General features: G+C 68.6%; 18 protein-coding genes and 1 pseudogene. 15 read left to right on the top strand and 4 right to left on the bottom strand.

The features are described 5' to 3' along the window. The first annotated feature begins 16 nt into the window (after positions 1–16). The 4 genes and pseudogenes from E4P42_RS10095 (at position 17) to E4P42_RS10080 (ending at position 4,302) form a co-directional block, all read left to right on the top strand. Positions 17–610, top strand: a complete 594-nt coding sequence (locus tag E4P42_RS10095; RefSeq protein WP_135125736.1) for a TetR/AcrR family transcriptional regulator — start codon at positions 17–19, stop codon at positions 608–610. Further along, entirely contained in the window at positions 603–2,159 is a 1,557-nt protein-coding gene (locus E4P42_RS10090; protein WP_135125734.1) for an NAD(P)/FAD-dependent oxidoreductase, read from the top strand. The genes E4P42_RS10095 and E4P42_RS10090 overlap by 8 nt, the downstream gene beginning before the upstream one ends. Next, positions 2,156–2,982: pseudogene (locus E4P42_RS10085) on the top strand (mycofactocin-coupled SDR family oxidoreductase). Before E4P42_RS10090 ends, E4P42_RS10085 begins: the two are co-directional and overlap by 4 nt. A 54-nt stretch (positions 2,983–3,036) precedes the next feature. Then, positions 3,037–4,302, top strand: coding sequence for an HNH endonuclease signature motif containing protein (locus E4P42_RS10080; RefSeq protein WP_135125732.1), 1,266 nt, complete (start codon positions 3,037–3,039; stop codon positions 4,300–4,302). A gap of 130 nt (positions 4,303–4,432) precedes the next feature. Here the strand turns inward: E4P42_RS10080 and E4P42_RS10075 are convergent, their stop codons facing one another. Continuing rightward, on the bottom strand, positions 4,433–5,314 hold the full coding sequence (locus tag E4P42_RS10075) for an acyl-CoA thioesterase II (RefSeq protein WP_135125730.1): 882 nt from the start codon (positions 5,312–5,314) through the stop codon (positions 4,433–4,435). Between the two features lie 116 nt (positions 5,315–5,430). On the opposite strand from E4P42_RS10075, the gene E4P42_RS10070 reads away from it, so the two are divergent. The 4 genes from E4P42_RS10070 (at position 5,431) to E4P42_RS10055 (ending at position 9,808) form a co-directional block, all read left to right on the top strand. Beyond that, a complete protein-coding gene (locus tag E4P42_RS10070) occupies positions 5,431–6,057 on the top strand; it encodes a TetR/AcrR family transcriptional regulator (protein WP_167759434.1) in 627 nt (208 codons plus the stop codon). A gap of 98 nt (positions 6,058–6,155) precedes the next feature. Then, positions 6,156–7,385, top strand: coding sequence for an amidohydrolase family protein (locus tag E4P42_RS10065; RefSeq protein ID WP_135125728.1), 1,230 nt, complete (start codon positions 6,156–6,158; stop codon positions 7,383–7,385). A gap of 15 nt (positions 7,386–7,400) precedes the next feature. Continuing rightward, positions 7,401–8,540, top strand: a complete 1,140-nt coding sequence (locus E4P42_RS10060; RefSeq protein ID WP_135125726.1) for an acyl-CoA dehydrogenase family protein — start codon at positions 7,401–7,403, stop codon at positions 8,538–8,540. After that, positions 8,537–9,808, top strand: coding sequence for an acyl-CoA dehydrogenase family protein (locus E4P42_RS10055; protein WP_135125725.1), 1,272 nt, complete (start codon positions 8,537–8,539; stop codon positions 9,806–9,808). Before E4P42_RS10060 ends, E4P42_RS10055 begins: the two co-directional genes overlap by 4 nt. A gap of 10 nt (positions 9,809–9,818) precedes the next feature. Here E4P42_RS10055 and E4P42_RS10050 read toward each other — a convergent pair whose 3' ends face one another. After that, positions 9,819–10,844, bottom strand: coding sequence for an Rv2578c family radical SAM protein (locus E4P42_RS10050; RefSeq protein WP_135125723.1), 1,026 nt, complete (start codon positions 10,842–10,844; stop codon positions 9,819–9,821). 136 nt (positions 10,845–10,980) lie between these two features. Between E4P42_RS10050 and E4P42_RS10045 the strand changes: the two genes are divergently transcribed. Further along, positions 10,981–11,184: a cold-shock protein gene (locus tag E4P42_RS10045; RefSeq protein WP_135125721.1), complete on the top strand. Its 204-nt coding sequence runs from the start codon at positions 10,981–10,983 to the stop codon at positions 11,182–11,184. A 307-nt stretch (positions 11,185–11,491) separates the two neighbouring features. Here the strand turns inward: E4P42_RS10045 and E4P42_RS10040 are convergent, their stop codons facing one another. Beyond that, entirely contained in the window at positions 11,492–11,899 is a 408-nt protein-coding gene (locus E4P42_RS10040; protein ID WP_135125719.1) for a hypothetical protein, read from the bottom strand. Positions 11,900–12,161: 262 nt separating this feature from the next. On the opposite strand from E4P42_RS10040, the gene urtA reads away from it, so the two are divergent. The 6 genes from urtA to E4P42_RS27385 are packed head-to-tail and all read left to right on the top strand — an operon-like array spanning position 12,162 to position 17,550. Next, positions 12,162–13,427, top strand: a complete 1,266-nt coding sequence (gene urtA / locus E4P42_RS10035) for an urea ABC transporter substrate-binding protein (protein WP_135125717.1) — start codon at positions 12,162–12,164, stop codon at positions 13,425–13,427. An 11-nt stretch (positions 13,428–13,438) separates the two neighbouring features. Continuing rightward, complete coding sequence (urtB, locus tag E4P42_RS10030) at positions 13,439–14,323, top strand: urea ABC transporter permease subunit UrtB (RefSeq protein WP_135125715.1); 885 nt, start codon at positions 13,439–13,441, stop codon at positions 14,321–14,323. Next, complete coding sequence (gene urtC / locus E4P42_RS10025; RefSeq protein WP_135125713.1) at positions 14,320–15,441, top strand: urea ABC transporter permease subunit UrtC; 1,122 nt, start codon at positions 14,320–14,322, stop codon at positions 15,439–15,441. Before urtB ends, urtC begins: the two co-directional genes overlap by 4 nt. Next, positions 15,438–16,262 (top strand): urea ABC transporter ATP-binding protein UrtD, encoded by an 825-nt coding sequence (urtD, locus tag E4P42_RS10020; RefSeq protein WP_135125711.1) that lies wholly within the window; start codon positions 15,438–15,440, stop codon positions 16,260–16,262. Before urtC ends, urtD begins: the two co-directional genes overlap by 4 nt. After that, positions 16,263–16,955: an urea ABC transporter ATP-binding subunit UrtE gene (gene urtE, locus E4P42_RS10015; RefSeq protein WP_135125709.1), complete on the top strand. Its 693-nt coding sequence runs from the start codon at positions 16,263–16,265 to the stop codon at positions 16,953–16,955. Between the two features lie 52 nt (positions 16,956–17,007). Next, the gene (locus E4P42_RS27385) at positions 17,008–17,550 is read left to right on the top strand and encodes a hypothetical protein (RefSeq protein ID WP_245233965.1); all 543 of its coding nucleotides are present in this window, start codon (positions 17,008–17,010) and stop codon (positions 17,548–17,550) included. A gap of 15 nt (positions 17,551–17,565) precedes the next feature. Here the strand turns inward: E4P42_RS27385 and E4P42_RS10005 are convergent, their stop codons facing one another. Beyond that, positions 17,566–18,717, bottom strand: a complete 1,152-nt coding sequence (locus tag E4P42_RS10005) for an LLM class flavin-dependent oxidoreductase (RefSeq protein ID WP_135125707.1) — start codon at positions 18,715–18,717, stop codon at positions 17,566–17,568. Positions 18,718–18,748: the final 31 nt, after the last annotated feature.

Genomic DNA, 18,748 nt, shown 5'->3' with positions numbered 1-18,748 from the left:
TCGCTAATGTGTTCAAATGCCCGCGGCAGCTGACCGGCCGGTCGCCCCGGCGTTACTGGCCGCCACCACGGCCACGTTGCGCCGCCTCGGCCCGCGTCAGTTCAGCCTGACCGCCGTCGCCGAGGCCGCCGGCGTGTCACGCGGCACCGTCCACAACGCGCTCGGCAGCCGCGACCACGCCATCCGCACCGCGCTCGACCACCTGGCGTCGGTGTTCATCGAGACCATGGCCGCCGAGGTCGACAAACAGACGACGCTGGCCGACCAGGTCGCCGCGGCCGCGGTCGTGGTGTGCGCCCACCGCCAGCAGTCCGATGCGGTGGCGCCGCGCGGCATCAACGAGAGCATCCTGGTGCTGCTATTGCGCAACATCGGCGACGACCTCATGGTCCGATCGCTCGACCTGTGGGAGCCCCTGGTTCGCGCCGGCATCGAGCGCGGCGAGGTGCGCGCCGGGGTGAACTGTCCCAGGGCCGCGGAGTGGATCGTGCGGCTGCTGTTCAGTTTCGAACTGCTGCCGCCGCTGGGCGTCAACGTCGACAACCCGCGCGCGGTGCGCCGATTCGTCGCCGAACACATCGTGGCCGGACTGGGAGGCCCGCATGCCTGAACCCGATCATGAGGTCGCCGTCATCGGCGCGGGACCCGGTGGCATCGCCGCCGGATATCTACTGCGGCGCAGAGGCATCACCGACTTCGTCATCCTGGAACGCGGCCACGACTTCGGCGGCACCTGGCGCGACAACCACTACCCGGGGCTGGCCGTAGACATCCCCACGCTGTGGTACCAGCTGTCGTTCGCGGTGAACCCGGACTGGTCGCGACTGTTCGCGCCCGGCCCGGAGATCTACGCCTACCTGCGGGACACCGCGAAACGGCTGGGCCTGTACCCACACCTGCGGCCGCACCGTGAGGTGGCGTGCCAGCGGTGGGACGAAGCCGCGGGGCTGTGGCGGCTGACGCTCGCCGATGGCGCCCGGGTGTCGGCGCGGTTCGTGATCAGCTCGGTGGGCGGCTACGTCAACGCCAAACCGCGCGTCGACATCGAGGGCATCGATGACTTCACCGGAACCATCCTGCGGCCCAACGCCTGGGACGACACGTATGATCCACACGGCAAGCGCGTCGCGGTGATCGGCACCGGGTCCAGTGGCGTCCAGATCGCCGCGGCGCTGTCAGGGGTGGCCGCCAATCTCGATGTCTTTCAGCGCACCCCGGCATGGGTGCTTCCCAAGATCGACTTCGACATCCCACCGGCGATGCGCCGGGCGCTGCGGGTGCCGGGTGTCGTGCCGGCGGTCAACCTCGCCGGCCGCTACCTGATGGACGCGTTCATGGTGGCGCCGATCGTGCACCTGTTCTCCCGGTTACCCGACCGGCTGCTGGTGCGGGCGATGCCGTGCTATGACGCGTACTGCCGCGCGCTGTACCGGCTGTTGCTGCGGGTGGTGGTCCGCGATGCGGCCACCCGGCGTGCGCTGGTCCCGCGCTACGGGATCCTCGCCAAGCGACCGGTCATCTCCAGCAGCTTCCTGCCGGCGCTCAACCATCCCGACACCCACCTGATCACCACGCCGATCGAGCGGATCACCGCCGGCGGGGTGCGCACGGCCGACGGCGTCGAGCACCCGGCCGACCTGCTGGTGCTGGCCACGGGCTACGAGCTGTGGACCGATCCGGAGACCTATCGGGTCGGAACGGTCGTGGGCGACAACGGGTTCGACCTCGCCGAGTTCTATCGCGCACACGGGCTGCGCGCCTACGCCGGCACCGCGCATCCGCGGCTGCCCAACCGGTGGGAGATCGTCGGGCCGCTGGGCTTCGTCGGGTTCGCGTGGCCGGACTTCGTCGAGACCATGGCCGCGCACGCGGTGCGCGTCATCGCCGAGGCGCGGCGGCGCGGCACCCCCGTGGTGGCCGTCGGGCAGGACGCGTTCAACCGGTGGAACGACCGCATGCGGCGCGCGGGCCGCGTCGCGCACCTCTACTTCACGGACTGCAATCCCGGGTTGAGTACCTACTTCGTCAACAGCCAGCGCGACACGGTCTATCACCGGCCGCAGACGATCGCCGGGTCGCGGCGCTTCGCGCGCCGCTCGCCGCTGTCGGACTACGACTTCGCCACCCGCTCCGCCGTTTCCGAGGAGATCCCCGCATGAGCGCTGACGAGTTGCCCCTGGCCGGACGCGTCGCCTACGTCACCGGAGCCGCCCGCGGGCAGGGCCGCTCGCACTGTGTGCGGTTGGCGCGTGCGGGGGCCGACGTGGTGGCGATCGACGCGTGCGCGCCGGTGAGCGAGGCCAACGGCTATCCCCCGGCCACCCCGGACGACCTCGCCGAGACCGTGCGGCTGGTCGAGGGTGAGGGCCGCAAGATCCTGGCCGAGGAGGTCGACGTCCGCGACGCCGAGGGGCAGGTGCGGGTGGTGGCCGACGCGGTCGAGCAGTTCGGCCGGCTCGACATCGTCGTGGCGAACGCCGGCGTGCTGAACTGGGGCCGGCTCTGGGAGATCACGCCGCAGCAGTGGCAGGACACCCTGGACGTCAACCTGACCGGAGTGTGGCACACGGTCCGGGCGGTGGTGCCGCCGATGATCGCCGCGGGCAACGGCGGATCGATCATCACGATCAGCTCCGCGGCCGGGATCAAGGCCGTGCCGGGGTGCGGACACTACTGCGCGAGCAAGTTCGGCGTCGTCGGGCTGACCAACTCACTGGCGGTCGAGCTGGGCGAGTTCGGCATCCGGGTGAACTCGGTGCACCCGTACGGCACGGACACCCCGATGGGCAACGACACCTCGATGTATCAGGTGTTCGCCGACCATCCCACCTACATCCACAGCTACTCGCCCGGCGCGCTGCCGACCGACTCGCTGGCCGCGCCGGATCTGATCTCCGACATCGTGTTGTGGCTGGCGAGTGACGCCTCGTCGCTGGTGACCGCGGCCCAGATCCCTGCGGAAAGGGGTATCTCAAGATCTGAGGGCTTGCGTCGAGAGGGGCGAGACGTGTCGTACCCCTCTGCGAGAATCGTGGTATGTCCTCGACCGCAACCGGTTTGCTTCCCAAGGAGCGGCTGGCGCTGTTGTTCGAGGAGATGTCGGAACTGTGCGGTCAGCGCAATGCCATCGATGGCCGTCTCGCGGAGATCGTGGCCGAGATCGACGGCGACCGGTTGTGGGGGGCCACCGGGTGCCGGTCCATCGCGTCACTGGTGGCCTGGAAGACCGGTACCTCGCCCAGCAATGCCGAGACCATGGTCGCGGTGGCGCATCGGCTCGAGCAGTTCCCGCGCTGCGCCGAGGCGCTGCGGGAGGGCCGGCTGTCGCTGGACCAGATCGGCGTGATCGCCAAGGGCGCCGCCGACGGATCCGATGAGCACTATGTGGAGCTGGCCCAGAACGCGACGGTCACCCAGCTGCGCACCATGGTCAAACTCGAACCCCGCCCGCAACCGAAGCCGAAACCCGAACCCGAGTCCTGGATCACCAAGCATGAGGACGGCGACTACACCACGTGGCGGATCCGGCTCACCACGTTGGAGGCGGCCCGATTCGACGCCGCGTTGCAGTCCCATCGGGACGGGTTGATCGCGGATTGGACCCGCGACCACGACGCTGACTATGACGCGCACGGCGTGGATGCGCGTGGCAGGCCGCCCGAGCAGGCACCCTCGTTTCCGACCACGGTGGAGGCGTTCATGAGCCTCATTGAGGCCGGCTGGGACACCGAGGTGGCGCGCCGCCCGCATGGGCATCACACCACCGTGCTGGTGCACCTCGATGTCGACAGACCGGCGGCGGGCGTGCATCTGGGGCCGATGCTCAGTGATGAGGATCGCCGCTTGCTGTTGTGTGACGCCACCTTTCAAGCGTATTTCGAACGCGACGGCCAACCCCTCGGCGCCGGACGCGCCACCCGCGCCATCAACCGGCGGCTGCGCCGCGTCCTGGAGCATCGGGACCGCTGCTGCGTGGTCCCCGGCTGCGGCGCCACCCGCGGTTTGCACGCCCATCACATCCGGCACTGGCAGGACGGCGGCCCCACCGATCCAGACAACCTCGTGCTCGTATGTCCGTACCACCATCGGCTGCACCACCGCGGCTTCATCACGATCAGTGGGACCGCGGGGCGCCTCGTGGTGACCGATGACGACGGCCGCCCGCTCCGTGCGGGGTCCCTGGCGCGGCCACCCACCACACCCCCACCCACGGTGCCGCCGTATGCCGGACCGACCGGGGAACGCGCCGACTGGTGGTGGTACCGACCCTTCGACCCACACCCACCACCATCCACCAACTAGCCATGCTGCCGGCCTCAGGGGTCGCGCGGGTACATTCGCGCACCTCGAAAACGCGCCGCCGCGTAGGCGCGCCAGCTCACTGTCAGCCGTGCTGCAACGTCACAGGCGGCACAAGCTCGCCTCGGCCGACCTACAACCGGTTCTGCTCGGCGATCGCGGTGTCGGACGTGCGCAGCGGCCGGATAAGCCCGTCCTGCGTGAATGACGCGATCAGCTCACCCTCCTCGGTGTGCACCGTGCCGCGGACATAGGACATCCCCGCACCGACCTGCGTGCTCTCGTGGCCGTAGAGCAGCCAGCCGTTCCAGCGGACCGGCTCGTGGAAGGTGACGCTGACCGTCATCGGCGCCGTCGAGACCGTCAGGTGCGCCTGCGCGGTGCCGATCCCCTCGTGCGCGCGCATCGTCGTCGAAATACCCAGGTGCCCGGTGAAATACGCGATCAACGCCTTGGTGAGATCGGCCCGTTCGGGGATCGGGTCGTAGTGCAGCCAGGCATGCAGCTCGGGTGGCCCGACCTCGTCGGGACTGTTGACGTCGACCACGTCGACCACGCGCACCTCCCGGCCGGCCATCGGCATGTCGGCGGGATGGGCCTGCGCCGGCGACGCGACGTCTGGGCGCGGCAGCTGGTGGCGAATCACGTCGCCCGACGGCACATCGGTGAACACCGTCACGGTGATGCAGCGCTTCCCGTTCTGCGACGCTGACACCACCGCCGTCGCGGTGGACCGCCCCTCCGACACCACATCGATCTCCAACTCGACCGGTGGCCCCACCATCACCGCCCTGGCGAACACCGCGTACACCGACCGCACGGACTTGCCGACGAACCTCTTGGCCACCGCCACGATCGCCTGTGCGAGCACCTGCGTCCCCTCGACCACCTGGCGTTCATCCGCGCCGGCCAGGCCGGTCTCGGCCGTGAACCGGTTCTCCCCCGCCGGCCGGGCGTCGAAGAGGTCGAGCAGCATCTCGACCGTCCACTGCGCCTGCGTCGATTCCGTCGTCATCCGTGCACGCCCCTGTCCGTGTCTCGTCGGCCCCACTACGAGAAGCTACATAGCCTTCTGCGAAAGCGGTAACGTCATTCTCGACAGCAGGGTCCCGGGGACGGCGGGAGGGGTCCATGACCAAACCACGCGGGCGGTCGTCCACGGCCATGCGCACCGACGCTCCATCGCGACCGGAACGCTTCATGCGCTCCGCACTGGACATCCTCGGCGAGACAGGCCGCACCGACTTCACCGTGCTCGAGGTCGTGGAACGGTCAAAGACGTCGCTGCGCTCGTTCTATCAGCACTTCACCACCAAAGACGAGCTGCTGCTGGCCCTCATCGACCGCATCATGGCCGAGTCCACACAGCGCTGGCGCGCCGAAGCTGCTGAACTGCCCGCTCCGCAGGCGCTGCGCACACTGATCGACCGGATCTGCGTGGCTCCCGGCTCGAGCACCCAGGACCGGGTCAACCGGGGCCTGACGTCCTACAACGACCACCTCGCCGAGGCGCTGCCCGGCGAGTACGCCCGCGTGCTCGCCCCGGTGCACGCCCTGATCGGCGACATCATCCGCCGCGGCATGGCCGTCGGCGACTTCCGCGACGACATCGACGTCGACAGCACGTCCGCGCTCATCATGCAGGCCGCCCTCGGCGCGATGCGGTTGCGCGTGCTGGGCGCCGAGCTGTCCGGGGCACCGGTCGAGGCCGCGCACATCTACCAGTTCTGCGTTCGCGGACTCGAAGCGCGGCGGTGACCAGCTTCTTCCGCCGAACAGGCACTCGTTCACGATCAGGCCGTCCGGGTGGTAATGTCATTACCGGTTAGTGCGAGCCACGTTTCCAGGAGGCCGGTATGCCGTCACGCGAGCTGACCTTTCCCGTGTTCGACGCGGACAATCACTTCTACGAGCCCAAAGAGGCGCTCACCCAATTCCTGCCCGAGCACCGCAAGGGCGTCATCGACTACATCGACGTGCACGGCCGCACCAAGATCGTCGTGCGCAACCACATCAGCGACTACATCCCGAACCCGACCTTCGAAGTCGTGGCCCGCCCCGGCGCCCAGGAGGAGTACTTCAAACACGGCAGCGGCGGCAAGAGCTTCCGCGAGGTCATGGGCAAGCCGATGAAGGCGATCCCCGCCTTCCGCAACCCGCAGGCCCGCCTCGAGGTGCTCGACGGCCTCGGCCTGGACTACACGATCATGTTTCCGACGCTGGCCAGCCTGGTCGAGGAACGCATGAAGGACGACCCCGACCTGATCCTCGACATCATCCACGCGCTGAACCAATGGATGTACGAGACATGGCAGTTCGACTACGAGGGCCGCATCTTCTCCACCCCGGTGATCAACCTGAGCGTCGTCGACCGGGCCCTCGAAGAACTCGACTGGTGCCTCGCCCGCGGCGCGAAGACCGTGCTGGTGCGGCCCGCGCCGGTTCCCGGCTACCGCGGCACCCGCTCGCTGGGCCTGCCGGAGTTCGACCCGTTCTGGGATGCCTGCGTCAAGGCCGGCATCCCGGTGTGCATGCACGCCTCCGACAGCGGTTACGCCCAGTACCTCAACGACTGGGAGCCCGCCGACGAGTTCCTGCCCTTCCGGCCCACCGCCTTCCGCATGGTGGCGATGGGCAAGCGGCCGATCGAGGACACCATGGCCGCGCTGGTCTGCCACGGCGCGCTCACCCGCAACCCCGAGCTGCGCATCCTGTCCATCGAGAACGGCGCATCGTGGGTGCCCTATCTGTTCCACCAGTTCGAAGACGTCCACAAGAAGATGCCGCAGGAGTTCCCGGAGAACCCCATCGAGGCGTTCACGCGCGGGGTGTACGTCGCGCCGTTCTGGGAGGACGACTTCAAGCAGATGGCCGATCTGATCGGCATCGACCGCGTCATCTTCGGCTCGGACTGGCCGAGCCCCGAGGGGCTGTCGGATCCGATCACCTTGATCGACGACCTCGAGGCCCACGGCCTGGACGATGCCGGGATTCGGAAGGTGATGGGCGGCAACCTCGTCGACCTGTTCCGGGTGCCCGACCGGGTGGTCCACCGGCCCGATGTTCCCGCGCTCGTGATCGCCTGACCGAAAAGGACGCCCATGACCGAGGTCGCCTCCCCAGAGAGCCTGCTGTTCGCCTCCACCGCACAGGCATTCCTCGAGAAGGAGGCATCGCTGGCGAAGGTCCGCGAACTGCACGCGGCCGGAACCTCGTTCGAACCGGCCTGGTGGCAGCGCGCCGCCGAGCTGGGGTGGGCGAGCCTACTGGTGCCCGAGGAACTCGGCGGCGGCAGCGTGTCCGGCAACGGCGTCGCCGACCTGGCACTGATCGCCGAACAGATCGGCCGCACCGTCGCCCCGGGCCCGCTGCATCCGGTGAGCACAGTGCTGGCCGGGCTTGTCGACGCCGACGAACCCGAGCGCCACGCCGGCCTCATCGAGTCCCTGATCTCGGGCGAGTCGGTGGCCTCCTGGGCGGTGTACCAGCCTGGCCACCACTGGTCACCGCTGGAGCCCGGCGTGACCGCCACCCCGACCGGTTCGGGTTTCCGGCTCGACGGCGCCGCCGATCGGGTGGAGGCCGGCGCACAGAGTGCCGCGCTGCTCGTGTCGGCGACATGTGACGGTGACCTGCGGCAGTTCGTCGTGCCGACCGACGCCGCCGGAGTGACCGTCGCCGCGCAACGGTCGGTCGACCTGGTCAAGACCTACGCCCACGTCCGGTTCGACGGTGTGGAGGTCGACGCGTCCGCTGCCGTCGGATCACCGTCGCAGACCGCGGCACTCATCGCACGGCAGAGCCAGATCGCCCAGGTTCTGCAGTGCGCAGAGACCGTCGGGATCCTCGGCACCGTGATGGACATGACCGTGCAGTGGGCGTTCGACAGGCATTCATTCGGCCGGCCGCTGGTCTCCTACCAGGCGCTCAAGCACCGCTTCGCCGACCTGAAGATCTGGCTCGAGGGGTGCCGGGCCACCACCCGGGCGGCCGTCGCGGCGGTGGCCGAGCGCACCGACGACGCGGAGTTCGCGGTCGGCGTCGCGAAGTCCTACGTCGGCGAGTACGCCCCCGCCATGGTCCAGCACTGTGTCCAGCTGCACGGCGGCATCGGTGTGACGTGGGAGCACGACCTGCACCTGTATCTGCGCCGGGTCACGCTGTACCGCTCGATGTTCGGCACCCCCGAGGACCACAACGTGCGCGTCTACGCGCTGACCAAGGAGCTGGAAACGGCATGACGGAGACATCGACCCGCGGTGCGCGAACCTCCGCCGGAGACGGCGAGTCGGTGGCCGAATTCGCCGCCCGGGCCCGAAGCTGGCTCGCGGAGAACATGCCTCGCGTCGATCAGCGCAACCTGCCCGACGCCGACCGCGGTGAGGAAGCGCCGTGGCTGCGTGCCCGCGAACTGCAACGCATGCTGTACGAGGGCGGCTTCGCGGGCATCTGCTTCCCGCGGGAGTACGGCGGGCTGGGGCTGCCCATCCAGTACCAGCGCGCCTTCGACAACGAGTCCCGCGGCTACGAGCTGCCGATCATCCTCAACACCCCGACGTTCACGATCTGCGCGGCCACCATCCTCGACATGGGCAGCGACGAGCAGAAGCGCCAACACATCGGCGGCGCGATCCGCGGTGACGAGGTCCTGGTCCAGTTGCTGTCCGAACCCAGCGGCGGATCCGACCTGGCCGGCGTGCTCACCCGGGCCGACCGACGCGGCGACAAGTGGGTGATCAACGGCGCCAAGACCTGGAGCACCAGTGCGTTCGCCGCGGACTACGGGCTGCTGCTGGCGCGCACCGACTGGGACGTGCCCAAACACGAGGGCCTGACGATGTTCCTGGTGCCGTTGAACGCCCCGGGGATCACGATGCGCCGCATCAAACAGGTCGACGGCGGCAACGAATTCTGCGAGGAGTTCTTCGACGACCTGGAACTCGACGACGCGGCGGTGGTCGGCGAGGTCAACAAGGGGTGGGAGGTGGCCTCACGCCAGCTCTACCACGAACGCCGGGCCGTCGGCGGCGGCTCCGAATTCGCCAGCGGCTCGGGCCCGGAGGGCGACACCGATCAACCTGTCGACTACGTCGCGCTGCTCGACGCCGTCGGCCTGACCGACGATCCGCACGCCCAGCAGTTGGCGGGCCGCGCCCTGGTCCATCGGGCGGCGCAGGAATGCCTGATCGACCACGTCTATCACGGCGTGCAGGACGGGTCCCTGCCCCCGGCGGCCGGATCGATCATCCGGATCTCGCACGCGGAGACCATCCAGCTCGAAATCGATACGGCCATCGCGATATCCGGCAGTGCCGGGGTGGTCGACACCGGCGACGGGTCGATCCGCTACGGCGACCGGTTCCTGTCGCGCCAGACCGCCTCGCTGGGCGGCGGCACCACCGAGGTGGCCCGCAACGTCATCGGCGAGCGGGTGCTCGGCTTCCCGCGGGAATACGCCGCCGACCGTGGCGTGCCGTTCAACCAGGTCAAGCAGAACAAGAGCAGCTGAGGCGCCGGGGTCAGAACAGCGTGGCCTGCGCCGGTGCCGCCGCGACCATCGCGGGCACCGGTGCGGGTCCGTCGGCACGGGTCGTGCGCCGCTGAGCCACCAGGCGGTGTTTGGCCAGCAGAGGCGCCGCCCGGGCGCGCAGCATGTCGCGGTAGTCCGCCGGAAGGTATGCGCTGCGCCGGTAGAGCGCCTCATACCGCCCCACCAGTTGCGGATGCGCCCGCGCCAACCACTGCATGAACCAGCCCCGGGTGGCGCCGCGCAGGTGCAGACCGAACACCGTCGCACTGCCGGCACCCGCCTCGGCGATCTGCCCCAGCAGGCAGTCGAGGTGCTCGACCGAATCGGTCAGATGCGGCAGCACCGGCGCCACCATCACGTGGCAGTCCAGCCCCGCGTCACGGATCGCGGCGATCAGCCCCAACCGTGCCTGCGGCGTGGGGGTGCCGGGCTCGACGTCCCGGTGCAGCTCCGCATCCCCCACCGCGAGCGAGATCGCAACGCTGACCGGAACCCGTTGCGCCGCATCGGCGATCAGCGGCAGATCCCGGCGCAGCAGGGTGCCCTTGGTGAGGATCGAGAACGGGGTGTGCGCTTCGGCAAGGGCCGCAACGATTCCCGGCATCAGCGCGTACCGGCCCTCGGCGCGCTGGTAGGGATCGGTGTTGGTGCCCAGCGCGACGGTGTCCCGGCCCCACGACGGCCGGCGCAGTTCCCGCCGCAGCACCTCGACCACATTGGTCTTGACCACCACCTGGGTGTCGAAATCGGTTCCCACGTCGAAGTCCAGGTACTCGTGGGTGGGCCGGGCGAAGCAGTAGCGGCAGGCATGCGAGCAGCCGCGATACCCGTTGACGGTGAACTGGAACGGCAGCATGGACGCGTTCGGCACCTTGTTGAGCGCGGACTTGCACAGCACCTCGTGGAAGGTCATGCCCTCGAACTGCGGGGTGCGCACACTGCGGACGAAGCCGAGGCGCTGCAACCCGGGCAGCGCACCGTCGTCCACCTCGACTCCCTGGCCCTGCCACCGCATACCTCCATTCGAACTCACGTTCGAGGCGGCTGTCAAGGGCCCGCGCTCCGCGGATTCTCCGATCATTGAGGCCGCGTGCTAGCCTCAGCCCGGAATGCTTTTCGCATTTCGCAGGAATGAATGGAAAGAAACACATATGGCACAGGGAACCGTGAAATGGTTCAACAGCGAGAAGGGCTTCGGCTTCATCGCTCCCGACGGCGGCGCTGATGACGTCTTCGTCCACTACTCCGAGATCCAGGGCGGCGGATTCCGCACGCTCGAGGAGAATCAGCGAGTCGAGTTCCAGATCGGTCAGGGTGCGAAGGGGCCGCAGGCCACCGCAGTGACTGTCATCTAACAGACTTCGAGAAAGAAGTGGGCCGGCATCTGATGCCGGCCCACTTTTTTGCCGTCAATCGGCGTTGGAAAAATCAGCGACGTTCCGATTTGGGTGCGTCGGAGAATTCCGGGTTCTGCACCGGCGCGGACGACTGGGCCGGCGACACCGGCTCGCTCACGGCGGGGTGGGAGAACAAATTGTCATGCTGCATGTGTGTGAAGTTCCTTAACTGGAAGTCCTGAGTGGAGGCACTGATCTCGGCCTCGGGAGCGCCGTTACGCGAACGGTCCACCTATGACTGTACGCCCGTTGCGGCCCGCCCGGGTCACCAGGGCCGCAATGAGCACTGCACCCCGCTGCCCCCCTGCTGCGACATGACGACCTGGCCGTCGACGGCGATCTCGCAACGGAACTCGGGATTGACCCGCAGACCACCGCTGGCGCTGACGAACGCCCACTGGGTCGGGTCGTTGAGCGTGGTCTCGAAGGTCCACGGCGCCGCCGGCCCCACCATCACCCGCGCCGCGGGCATGTAGGCCGGCGAGTTCGCCTCGGCCTGGCTCGGCGGGTCGGCGTTGACGTAGTAGATGTTCGCGGTGAGGTCGCTGGTCGTGGTGATGGTGTAGGTGACCTTGTGCGGCGCGGGTTGCGCCGTCGCCGCCGCCTGACTGCCCGCCATCGCCACGGCCACCAGCATCGCCGCGGCTCCGGCCCTGCTCGTCACTGTTCGCATGTCCGTCACTCGCATGTTCTTCCCATCGGCGGATGCCATCGGCGCGTTACCCGCCCGATCGGCCGTGACCGCACGGCGACCTGAACGGCAAACCAATCGTGGGCCAGCAACAGGTTAATCAGTTCGTCACATACAGACATTTCCGAGAAACACGGGCGCTCTAACGTCCCGAAACGACACCCTCCGGGTGCCTTCACATCTGCGGTGACGACGGCCGGGGGCTACGGCGAGATCGCGCTGCCGACATGACGAAAGGCTCTTCATGCGACCACCTCGGCGCCTTGCGCTCAAGAAGTCGGCCCTGGCCACCACCAGCGTCCTGCTCACCGCGGGCCTGGTCCTCTCCGGCTGCGGCTCCCGTGCCGGCGACACCGAGGCGGCAAACGCCGAATCCTGCGTGGACACGTCCGGCCCCACCATCAAGGTGGGCTCGCTCAACTCGCTGTCGGGCACGATGGCGATCTCCGAGGTCACCGTCCGCGATGCGATCAAACTCGCCGTCGACGAGATCAACGGCGCCGGCGGCGTGATGGGCAAGCAGATCCAGCTGATCGGCGAGGACGGCGCGTCGGAGCCGACGGTGTTCGCGGAGAAGGCCGAGAAGTTGATCAGCAGTGACTGCGTCGCCGCGGTGTTCGGCGGCTGGACGTCGTCGAGCCGCAAGGCGATGCTGCCCGTGTTCGAGAGCGCCAACTCCCTGCTGTACTACCCCGTTCAGTACGAGGGCCTGGAGGCGTCGAAGAACATCTTCTACACCGGCGCCACCACCAACCAGCAGATCGTGCCCGCCCTGGACTACCTCAAGGAGCGCGGCGTGAAGTCGCTGTACCTCGTGGGCAGCGACTACGTGTTCCCCCAGACGGCGAACCGGATCATCAAGGCCTACGCCCAGGCCAACGGCATCGAGATCAAGGGCGAGGATTACACGCCGCTGGGATCGACGGACTTCTCGACCATCGTCAACAAGGTGCGCAGCGCGGACGCCGACGCCGTGTTCAACACCCTCAACGGCGATTCCAACGTGGCGTTCTTCCGGGAGTACCGCAACGTCGGCCTGACGGCGCAGGACATGCCGGTCGTCTCGGTGTCGATCGCCGAGGAAGAGGTCGGCGGCATCGGCGTGCAGAACATCACCGGCCAGCTCACCGCGTGGAACTACTACCAGACCATCGACACCCCGGTGAACAACGCGTTCGTCGCGGCCTACAAGAAGGCCTACGGCGCCAACAAGCCCACCTCGGATCCGATGGAAGCCGCCTACGTGTCGGTCTACCTGTGGAAGAACACGGTCGAGAAGGCGAAGTCGTTCGAGGTCAACGCGATTCAGGACAACGCGGGCGGCGTCACCTTCGACGCGCCGGAAGGCCTGGTCACCATCGACGGGGAGAACCACCACATCACCAAGACCGCCCGCATCGGTGAGATCCGCCCCGACGGTCTGATCTACACCATCTGGGAGTCCCCCGGACCGATCGAGCCGGATCCGTACCTCAAGTCCTACCCGTGGGCCGCCGGTCTCTCGAGCTGAGCCGATAGCGCATGGATGTCCTGATCGGGCAGCTGGCAACGGGATTGAGCCTCGGCTCGATCCTGTTGCTGGCCGCACTCGGACTCTCGCTGACCTTCGGTCAGATGGGGGTCATCAACATGGCCCACGGCGAGTTCATCATGACCGGGTGCTACACCGCCTATGTGATCCAGCAGATCGTGTCGAGCGCCGGTGCGTCCCTGTTGATCTCGCTGGCCGTGGGCTTCCTCGTCGGCGGCGCGATGGGTGCCCTGCTCGAGGTGACGCTGATCCAGCGGATGTATCACCGCCCGCTGGACACGCTGCTGGTCACCTTCGGTGTCGGACTCGTCCTGCAGCAGATCGCCCGCGACATCTTCGGCGCCCCGGCGGTCAACGTCGTTGCCCCGTCGTGGCTCTCGGGCGGGGTGGAGGTCTTCGGCGCCGTGGTGCCCAAGACCCGCATCTTCATCCTCGTGCTGGCCGTCGCGTGCGTGGCCGTGCTCGCCACCGTGCTCAAGACCAGCCCGATGGGCCGGCGGATCCGGGCGGTGGTGCAGAACCGCGACCTCGCGGAGACCAGCGGCATCTCCTCACGCAAGACCGACATCACGACGTTCTTCATCGGATCCGGCCTGGCCGCCGTGGCCGGGGTGGCCCTGACACTGATCGGGTCGACCAGCCCCACCACCGGGCAGAGCTTCCTGATCGATGCGTTCCTGGTGGTGGTCGTCGGCGGGCTCGGCCAGATCAAGGGCACGGTCATCGCCGCGCTCGGGCTGGGCTTCCTCAACTCGTTCATCGAATACAGCACCACCGCATCGCTGGCCAAGGTGATCGTGTTCGTGATCATCGTGATCTTCCTGCAGGCCCGCCCGCAGGGTCTGTTCACCGTGCGGACAAGGAGTCTCGTATGAGAACCCTGCTGGGACGCCGGCAGACGTGGATGGGGTTCGGCGTGGCCGCGCTGCTGCTCTTCGCGGTCGCGCCGGCGGTGCTGTCGGACTTCCGGCTCGGCCTGCTCGCCAAGTTCCTGTGCTTCGCGATCGTCGCGGTCGGGATCGGGCTGGCCTGGGGCCGGGGCGGAATGCTGGTGCTGGGTCAGGGCGTCTTCTTCGGCCTCGGCGGCTACATGATGGGCATGCACCTCAAGATCGCCGATGCGCAGCTGCGCGGCGACGACGTGCCCGATTTCATGCAGATCGCCGGGGTCCGCGAGCTGCCCGCCTACTGGGCGCCGTTCGCCTCCCCCGCCTTCACCCTGCTGGCGATCGTGGTGGTCCCGACCGGCATCGCGGCGGTGCTGGGCTTCGGCGTGTTCAAGCGCCGCGTCAAGGGTGCCTATTTCGCGATCCTGTCGCAGGCGCTCGCAGCGGCGCTGGCCATCCTGCTGGTCGGTCAGATGAGCCTCGGCGGCAGCAACGGGCTCACCAACTTCCGCACGTTCTTCGGCTTCACGCTCAACGACCCGCTCAACAAGCAGATGCTGTACTTCATCGCCGCCGGCGTGCTCCTGGGTGTGGTCGCCGTGGTGCGCCAACTCATGCAGAGCCGCTACGGCGAACTGCTGGTCGCGGTGCGCGACGGCGAGGAGCGGGTCCGCTTCCTGGGCTACGATCCGGCCAACATCAAAGTCGTCGCCTACACCGTCGCCGCGCTGTTCGCGTCGATCGCCGGGGCGCTGTTCACACCGATCGTCGGGTTCATGGCGCCGTCGCAGGTCGGCATCCTGCCCTCGATCGCGTTCCTGATCGGCGTCGCGATCGGTGGCCGCACCACGCTGCTGGGTCCGGTGCTCGGCGCCATCGGGGTCGCGTGGGCGCAGACGCTGTTCTCCGAACGCTTCCCGTCGGAGTGGATCTACGCCCAGGGTCTGTTGTTCATCGTGGTGGTCGGGTTCTTCCCCGCGGGGCTGGCCGGGGTGTCCGTGCTGCTCAAACGCCGTCGCGTCCGCAAACCCCCCGCTGCCGAACCGGAATCGACCACCGAACCCGACCCAGACCCCGACATCGAGAAGGTGGGAGCCGCCCGATGATTGACGCCGACCGCGCACCCATCGCCGGCGGCAACGCGGGGATGGGCGCCCAGTACCTGCAGGTGCGGGGGCTCACCGTCGATTTCGACGGGTTCAAAGCCGTCAGCGACGTCGACCTGACGTTGTTCCAGGGAGATCTGCGGTTCCTCATCGGGCCCAACGGCGCCGGCAAGACCACGGTGATCGACGCGATCACCGGCCTGGTGAACGCATCCGGGTCGGTCAACAAGTCCGGCGTCGAACTGCTCGGCAAAAAGGTGCACCAGATCGCCCGGCTCGGGGTGGGCCGGACCTTTCAGACCGCCAGCGTCTTCGAACAGCTCACGGTGCTGCAGAACCTCGACATCGCCGCCGGTGCACAGCGATCGGCGTGGACGCTGCTGCGGCGCCGCTCCGGGGTGCTGCCGGCCATCGAGGAGGCGCTCGACACCATCGGGTTGACCGACCTGGCCGAGCAGCCCGCCGGCGTGCTCGCCCACGGGCAGAAGCAGTGGCTCGAGATCGGCATGCTGCTGGTGCAGAACGCCGACGTGCTGCTGCTCGACGAGCCGGTCGCCGGGATGAGCACCGAGGAACGCGAGGAGACCGGGAACCTGTTGCGCCGCATCGGCGGTGAGCGCACCGTGGTGGTGGTCGAACACGACATGGACTTCATGCGGGCGTTCGCCACCTCGGTCACGGTGCTCGCGCGCGGTCAGGTGATCGCCGAGGGCACGGTCGCCGAGGTGCAGGCCAACCCGAGAGTCCAGGAGGTCTACCTCGGCACCGCGGCCGCCGGCGCGGACGGCATCCCCGCAGACCTGGTCGAGGAGGGTTCATAGATGTTGCAGCTCATCGACGTCCGTACCGGGTACGGGCGTTCGGAGGTCATCCACGGCGCCAGCATCGAGGTCCCGGTCGACGGCGTCGCGGCGGTGATGGGGCACAACGGCGCCGGTAAGACTACGCTGCTGCGCGCGGCGGTGGGCCTGCTGAAGTGCTCGGCGGGCACGGTGCTGTTCGACGGCGAGGACATCACCCGGTTGCGGCCCAGCGCCCGCGTGGCGCGGGGCCTGGCCTATGTGCCGCAGGGGCAGCAATCCTTCGGGCAGTTGACCACGGCGGAGAACCTGCAGGTGGTGGCCGACGGTCGGAAGAACGGCAAGGCGCTGATCGACGAACAGCTCGACCTGTTCCCCGCGCTCAAGGAACTGCTCACGCGGCGGGCCGGGCTGCTCTCCGGTGGTCAGCGTCAGCAGCTCGCGATCGCGCGCGCGCTCATCACCGGCCCGAGGTGCCTGATCCTCGACGAGCCGACGGAGGGTATCCAGCCGTCGGTGGTCGCCGAGATCGAGGGCGCCATCACCGCGCTCACCGCGCGCGGGGACCTCGGCGTGCTGCTGGTCGAACAGCACATCGGGTTCGCGCTGGAATCCGCGCAGCGGTACTACATCCTCGAGGCCGGCCGTATCACCTCCAGCGGTACGGGTGGGTCGGCCTCGGAGGCCGACGTGCGCGCCGCCATGGCGATCTAGATACCGCGCTCCCACCGTTGGCGCCGGCGCCCGGTGATGCGATGCTGTGGCCGTGAACGAACCGCTGGTGGTCGCGGAGACCGGCCGGTTCGTCGTGGCCGAGGACGCCGACCGGGTACTGCTGTTCGACCGCGGACACACCCCGTCGGAGGTGGCCATCCTGCTGCTGATCATCGGCGCGCTGGTGTTCGGCATGTTCGGCCTCGTCACCCTGCTGACCGCACTCACCGGCACGCCGGCGCCGCGGTCGATGGCCATCGGCGCCGCCTTCCTGGCCGTCGGCGTCGCTTCGTTCGCGGGCATGATGCGCGCCGTGAGCGCGCACCGCCGGTCGCGGTCCACCCCGTTGCGCGAGCGCCGTCCGGCCGCGGTGTTCGACCGGCGCTACCGCGTCTTCGTCGACGCCGGCGGTGAGATCGTCGCCCCGCTGGACCAGGTCACGTTCACCCGGCGGATGCGGCTGGCGTCCAGCGCACCGGAGCTGGTGGCCGTGACACCCGCGGGAACGCGGGTGCTGTTGCGGGGCAGCCCGTTCACCGGCGGTGTCGGCAACCTCGACGCGGTGCTCGACGCCATGGTGCACGGCGCCCGGTGAGGCCGGACCCGATCGTCAGCGCAGATTGGTCGGGTTGAGGTCGTCGGGCATGTGCTGGCCCGCGTCCTCGTAGGCCTTCTTGATCGCCGCCATCGCCGGGGCGCCGTAGTCGCGCTTCTTGGCCACCACCATGTCGTAGCTCGCGCGCAGCGGGTCGAGATGGCCGCGGAACTCCGGAATGACGTAGCGCCCCATGAGTTCGTAGCTGCGCAGGGTCGCCTCCCGGTCGGCCCAGTCACCGGCGAGCACCAGGAAGCCGCCGAATCCGCCGGTGAGCTGCTGCAGGCGGTGCAGCGCGGCGATCATGTCGTCCGGGGTGCCGACAATCGCGGCGTCCTCCTCGATCTCCTGCTCCAGCGTGTAATCGTTCTTCAGCCCCGCCACGCGTTTGAAGTATCCGATCCGCTCGGCCTCGCGGCCCTCCCGGACCTCGGCGACGGCCTGCTCGCGGGTCGGGGCCAGGTGCGCGCGGATGACCAGGCGCCAGCCGTCGCGGCGGAACTCCCTGCCGTTGTCGGCAGCGGCCTTCTCCCCGAGCGCCCAGTGCGCGGCCAGGTCCTTCTGCCCGCCGATCAGTCCGGCGCCCAGCGACAGCACGCCGACGCCGTGGGTGCCGGCTGCGACCATGCCCGACGGCGACGTGCTCGACGCGACCGCCACCGGCATCGCACCGTTGACCGGAAGGAGTTGCAGCCGAGCCTCGTTCAGGGTGAACCAGTCACTGTGGTGGGTGACGGTCTCCCCCGCGAGCAACCGGGTGATGACGCCGAGGGCCTCGTTCATCCGGGGCCGCTGGGTGACCGGGTCGATGCCCATCATGGTCGCGTCGGAGATCAGCGCGCCCGGCCCGACACCGAGCATCGCGCGGCCGCCGGTGAGGTAGTCCAGCTGCACGATGCGGTCGGCCACCATCATCGGATGGTGGTACGGCAGGCTGATCACGCCGGTGCCGAGCCGGATGCGGCTGGTGCGCTGTCCGGCGACGGCCAGGAACATCGCCGGGTCGGCGATGTTCTCCCACGCTGCCGAGTGATGCTCGCCCACCCAGGCTTCGTCGAAACCCCAACGGTCGCACCAGGCGATCAGTTCGAGGTCGCGCTCATAGGTGGTGAGCGGGCTCTCCCGCACCGGGTGGTAGGGCGCGATGAAGGTCCCGAATGTCAGCATGTCCGCATCCTCCTATAGTCAACATCGACGT

This window comes from Mycobacterium sp. PS03-16, from assembly GCF_004570325.1.
Lineage (GTDB): Bacteria > Actinomycetota > Actinomycetes > Mycobacteriales > Mycobacteriaceae > Mycobacterium.
Note: the sequence above shows the minus strand (reverse complement) of the source record. Positions and strands in the feature narration are given on the sequence as shown.

Coding starts and splice junctions, on each gene's coding strand:
- E4P42_RS10095 (WP_135125736.1), top strand. CDS start 17: ATGCCCGCGGCAGCTGACCGGCCGGTCGCCCCGGCGTTACTGGCCGCC.
- E4P42_RS10090 (WP_135125734.1), top strand. CDS start 603: ATGCCTGAACCCGATCATGAGGTCGCCGTCATCGGCGCGGGACCCGGT.
- E4P42_RS10080 (WP_135125732.1), top strand. CDS start 3,037: ATGTCCTCGACCGCAACCGGTTTGCTTCCCAAGGAGCGGCTGGCGCTG.
- E4P42_RS10075 (WP_135125730.1), bottom strand. CDS start 5,314: ATGACGACGGAATCGACGCAGGCGCAGTGGACGGTCGAGATGCTGCTC.
- E4P42_RS10070 (WP_167759434.1), top strand. CDS start 5,431: ATGACCAAACCACGCGGGCGGTCGTCCACGGCCATGCGCACCGACGCT.
- E4P42_RS10065 (WP_135125728.1), top strand. CDS start 6,156: ATGCCGTCACGCGAGCTGACCTTTCCCGTGTTCGACGCGGACAATCAC.
- E4P42_RS10060 (WP_135125726.1), top strand. CDS start 7,401: ATGACCGAGGTCGCCTCCCCAGAGAGCCTGCTGTTCGCCTCCACCGCA.
- E4P42_RS10055 (WP_135125725.1), top strand. CDS start 8,537: ATGACGGAGACATCGACCCGCGGTGCGCGAACCTCCGCCGGAGACGGC.
- E4P42_RS10050 (WP_135125723.1), bottom strand. CDS start 10,844: ATGCGGTGGCAGGGCCAGGGAGTCGAGGTGGACGACGGTGCGCTGCCC.
- E4P42_RS10045 (WP_135125721.1), top strand. CDS start 10,981: ATGGCACAGGGAACCGTGAAATGGTTCAACAGCGAGAAGGGCTTCGGC.
- E4P42_RS10040 (WP_135125719.1), bottom strand. CDS start 11,899: ATGCGAACAGTGACGAGCAGGGCCGGAGCCGCGGCGATGCTGGTGGCC.
- urtA (WP_135125717.1), top strand. CDS start 12,162: ATGCGACCACCTCGGCGCCTTGCGCTCAAGAAGTCGGCCCTGGCCACC.
- urtB (WP_135125715.1), top strand. CDS start 13,439: ATGGATGTCCTGATCGGGCAGCTGGCAACGGGATTGAGCCTCGGCTCG.
- urtC (WP_135125713.1), top strand. CDS start 14,320: ATGAGAACCCTGCTGGGACGCCGGCAGACGTGGATGGGGTTCGGCGTG.
- urtD (WP_135125711.1), top strand. CDS start 15,438: ATGATTGACGCCGACCGCGCACCCATCGCCGGCGGCAACGCGGGGATG.
- urtE (WP_135125709.1), top strand. CDS start 16,263: ATGTTGCAGCTCATCGACGTCCGTACCGGGTACGGGCGTTCGGAGGTC.
- E4P42_RS10005 (WP_135125707.1), bottom strand. CDS start 18,717: ATGCTGACATTCGGGACCTTCATCGCGCCCTACCACCCGGTGCGGGAG.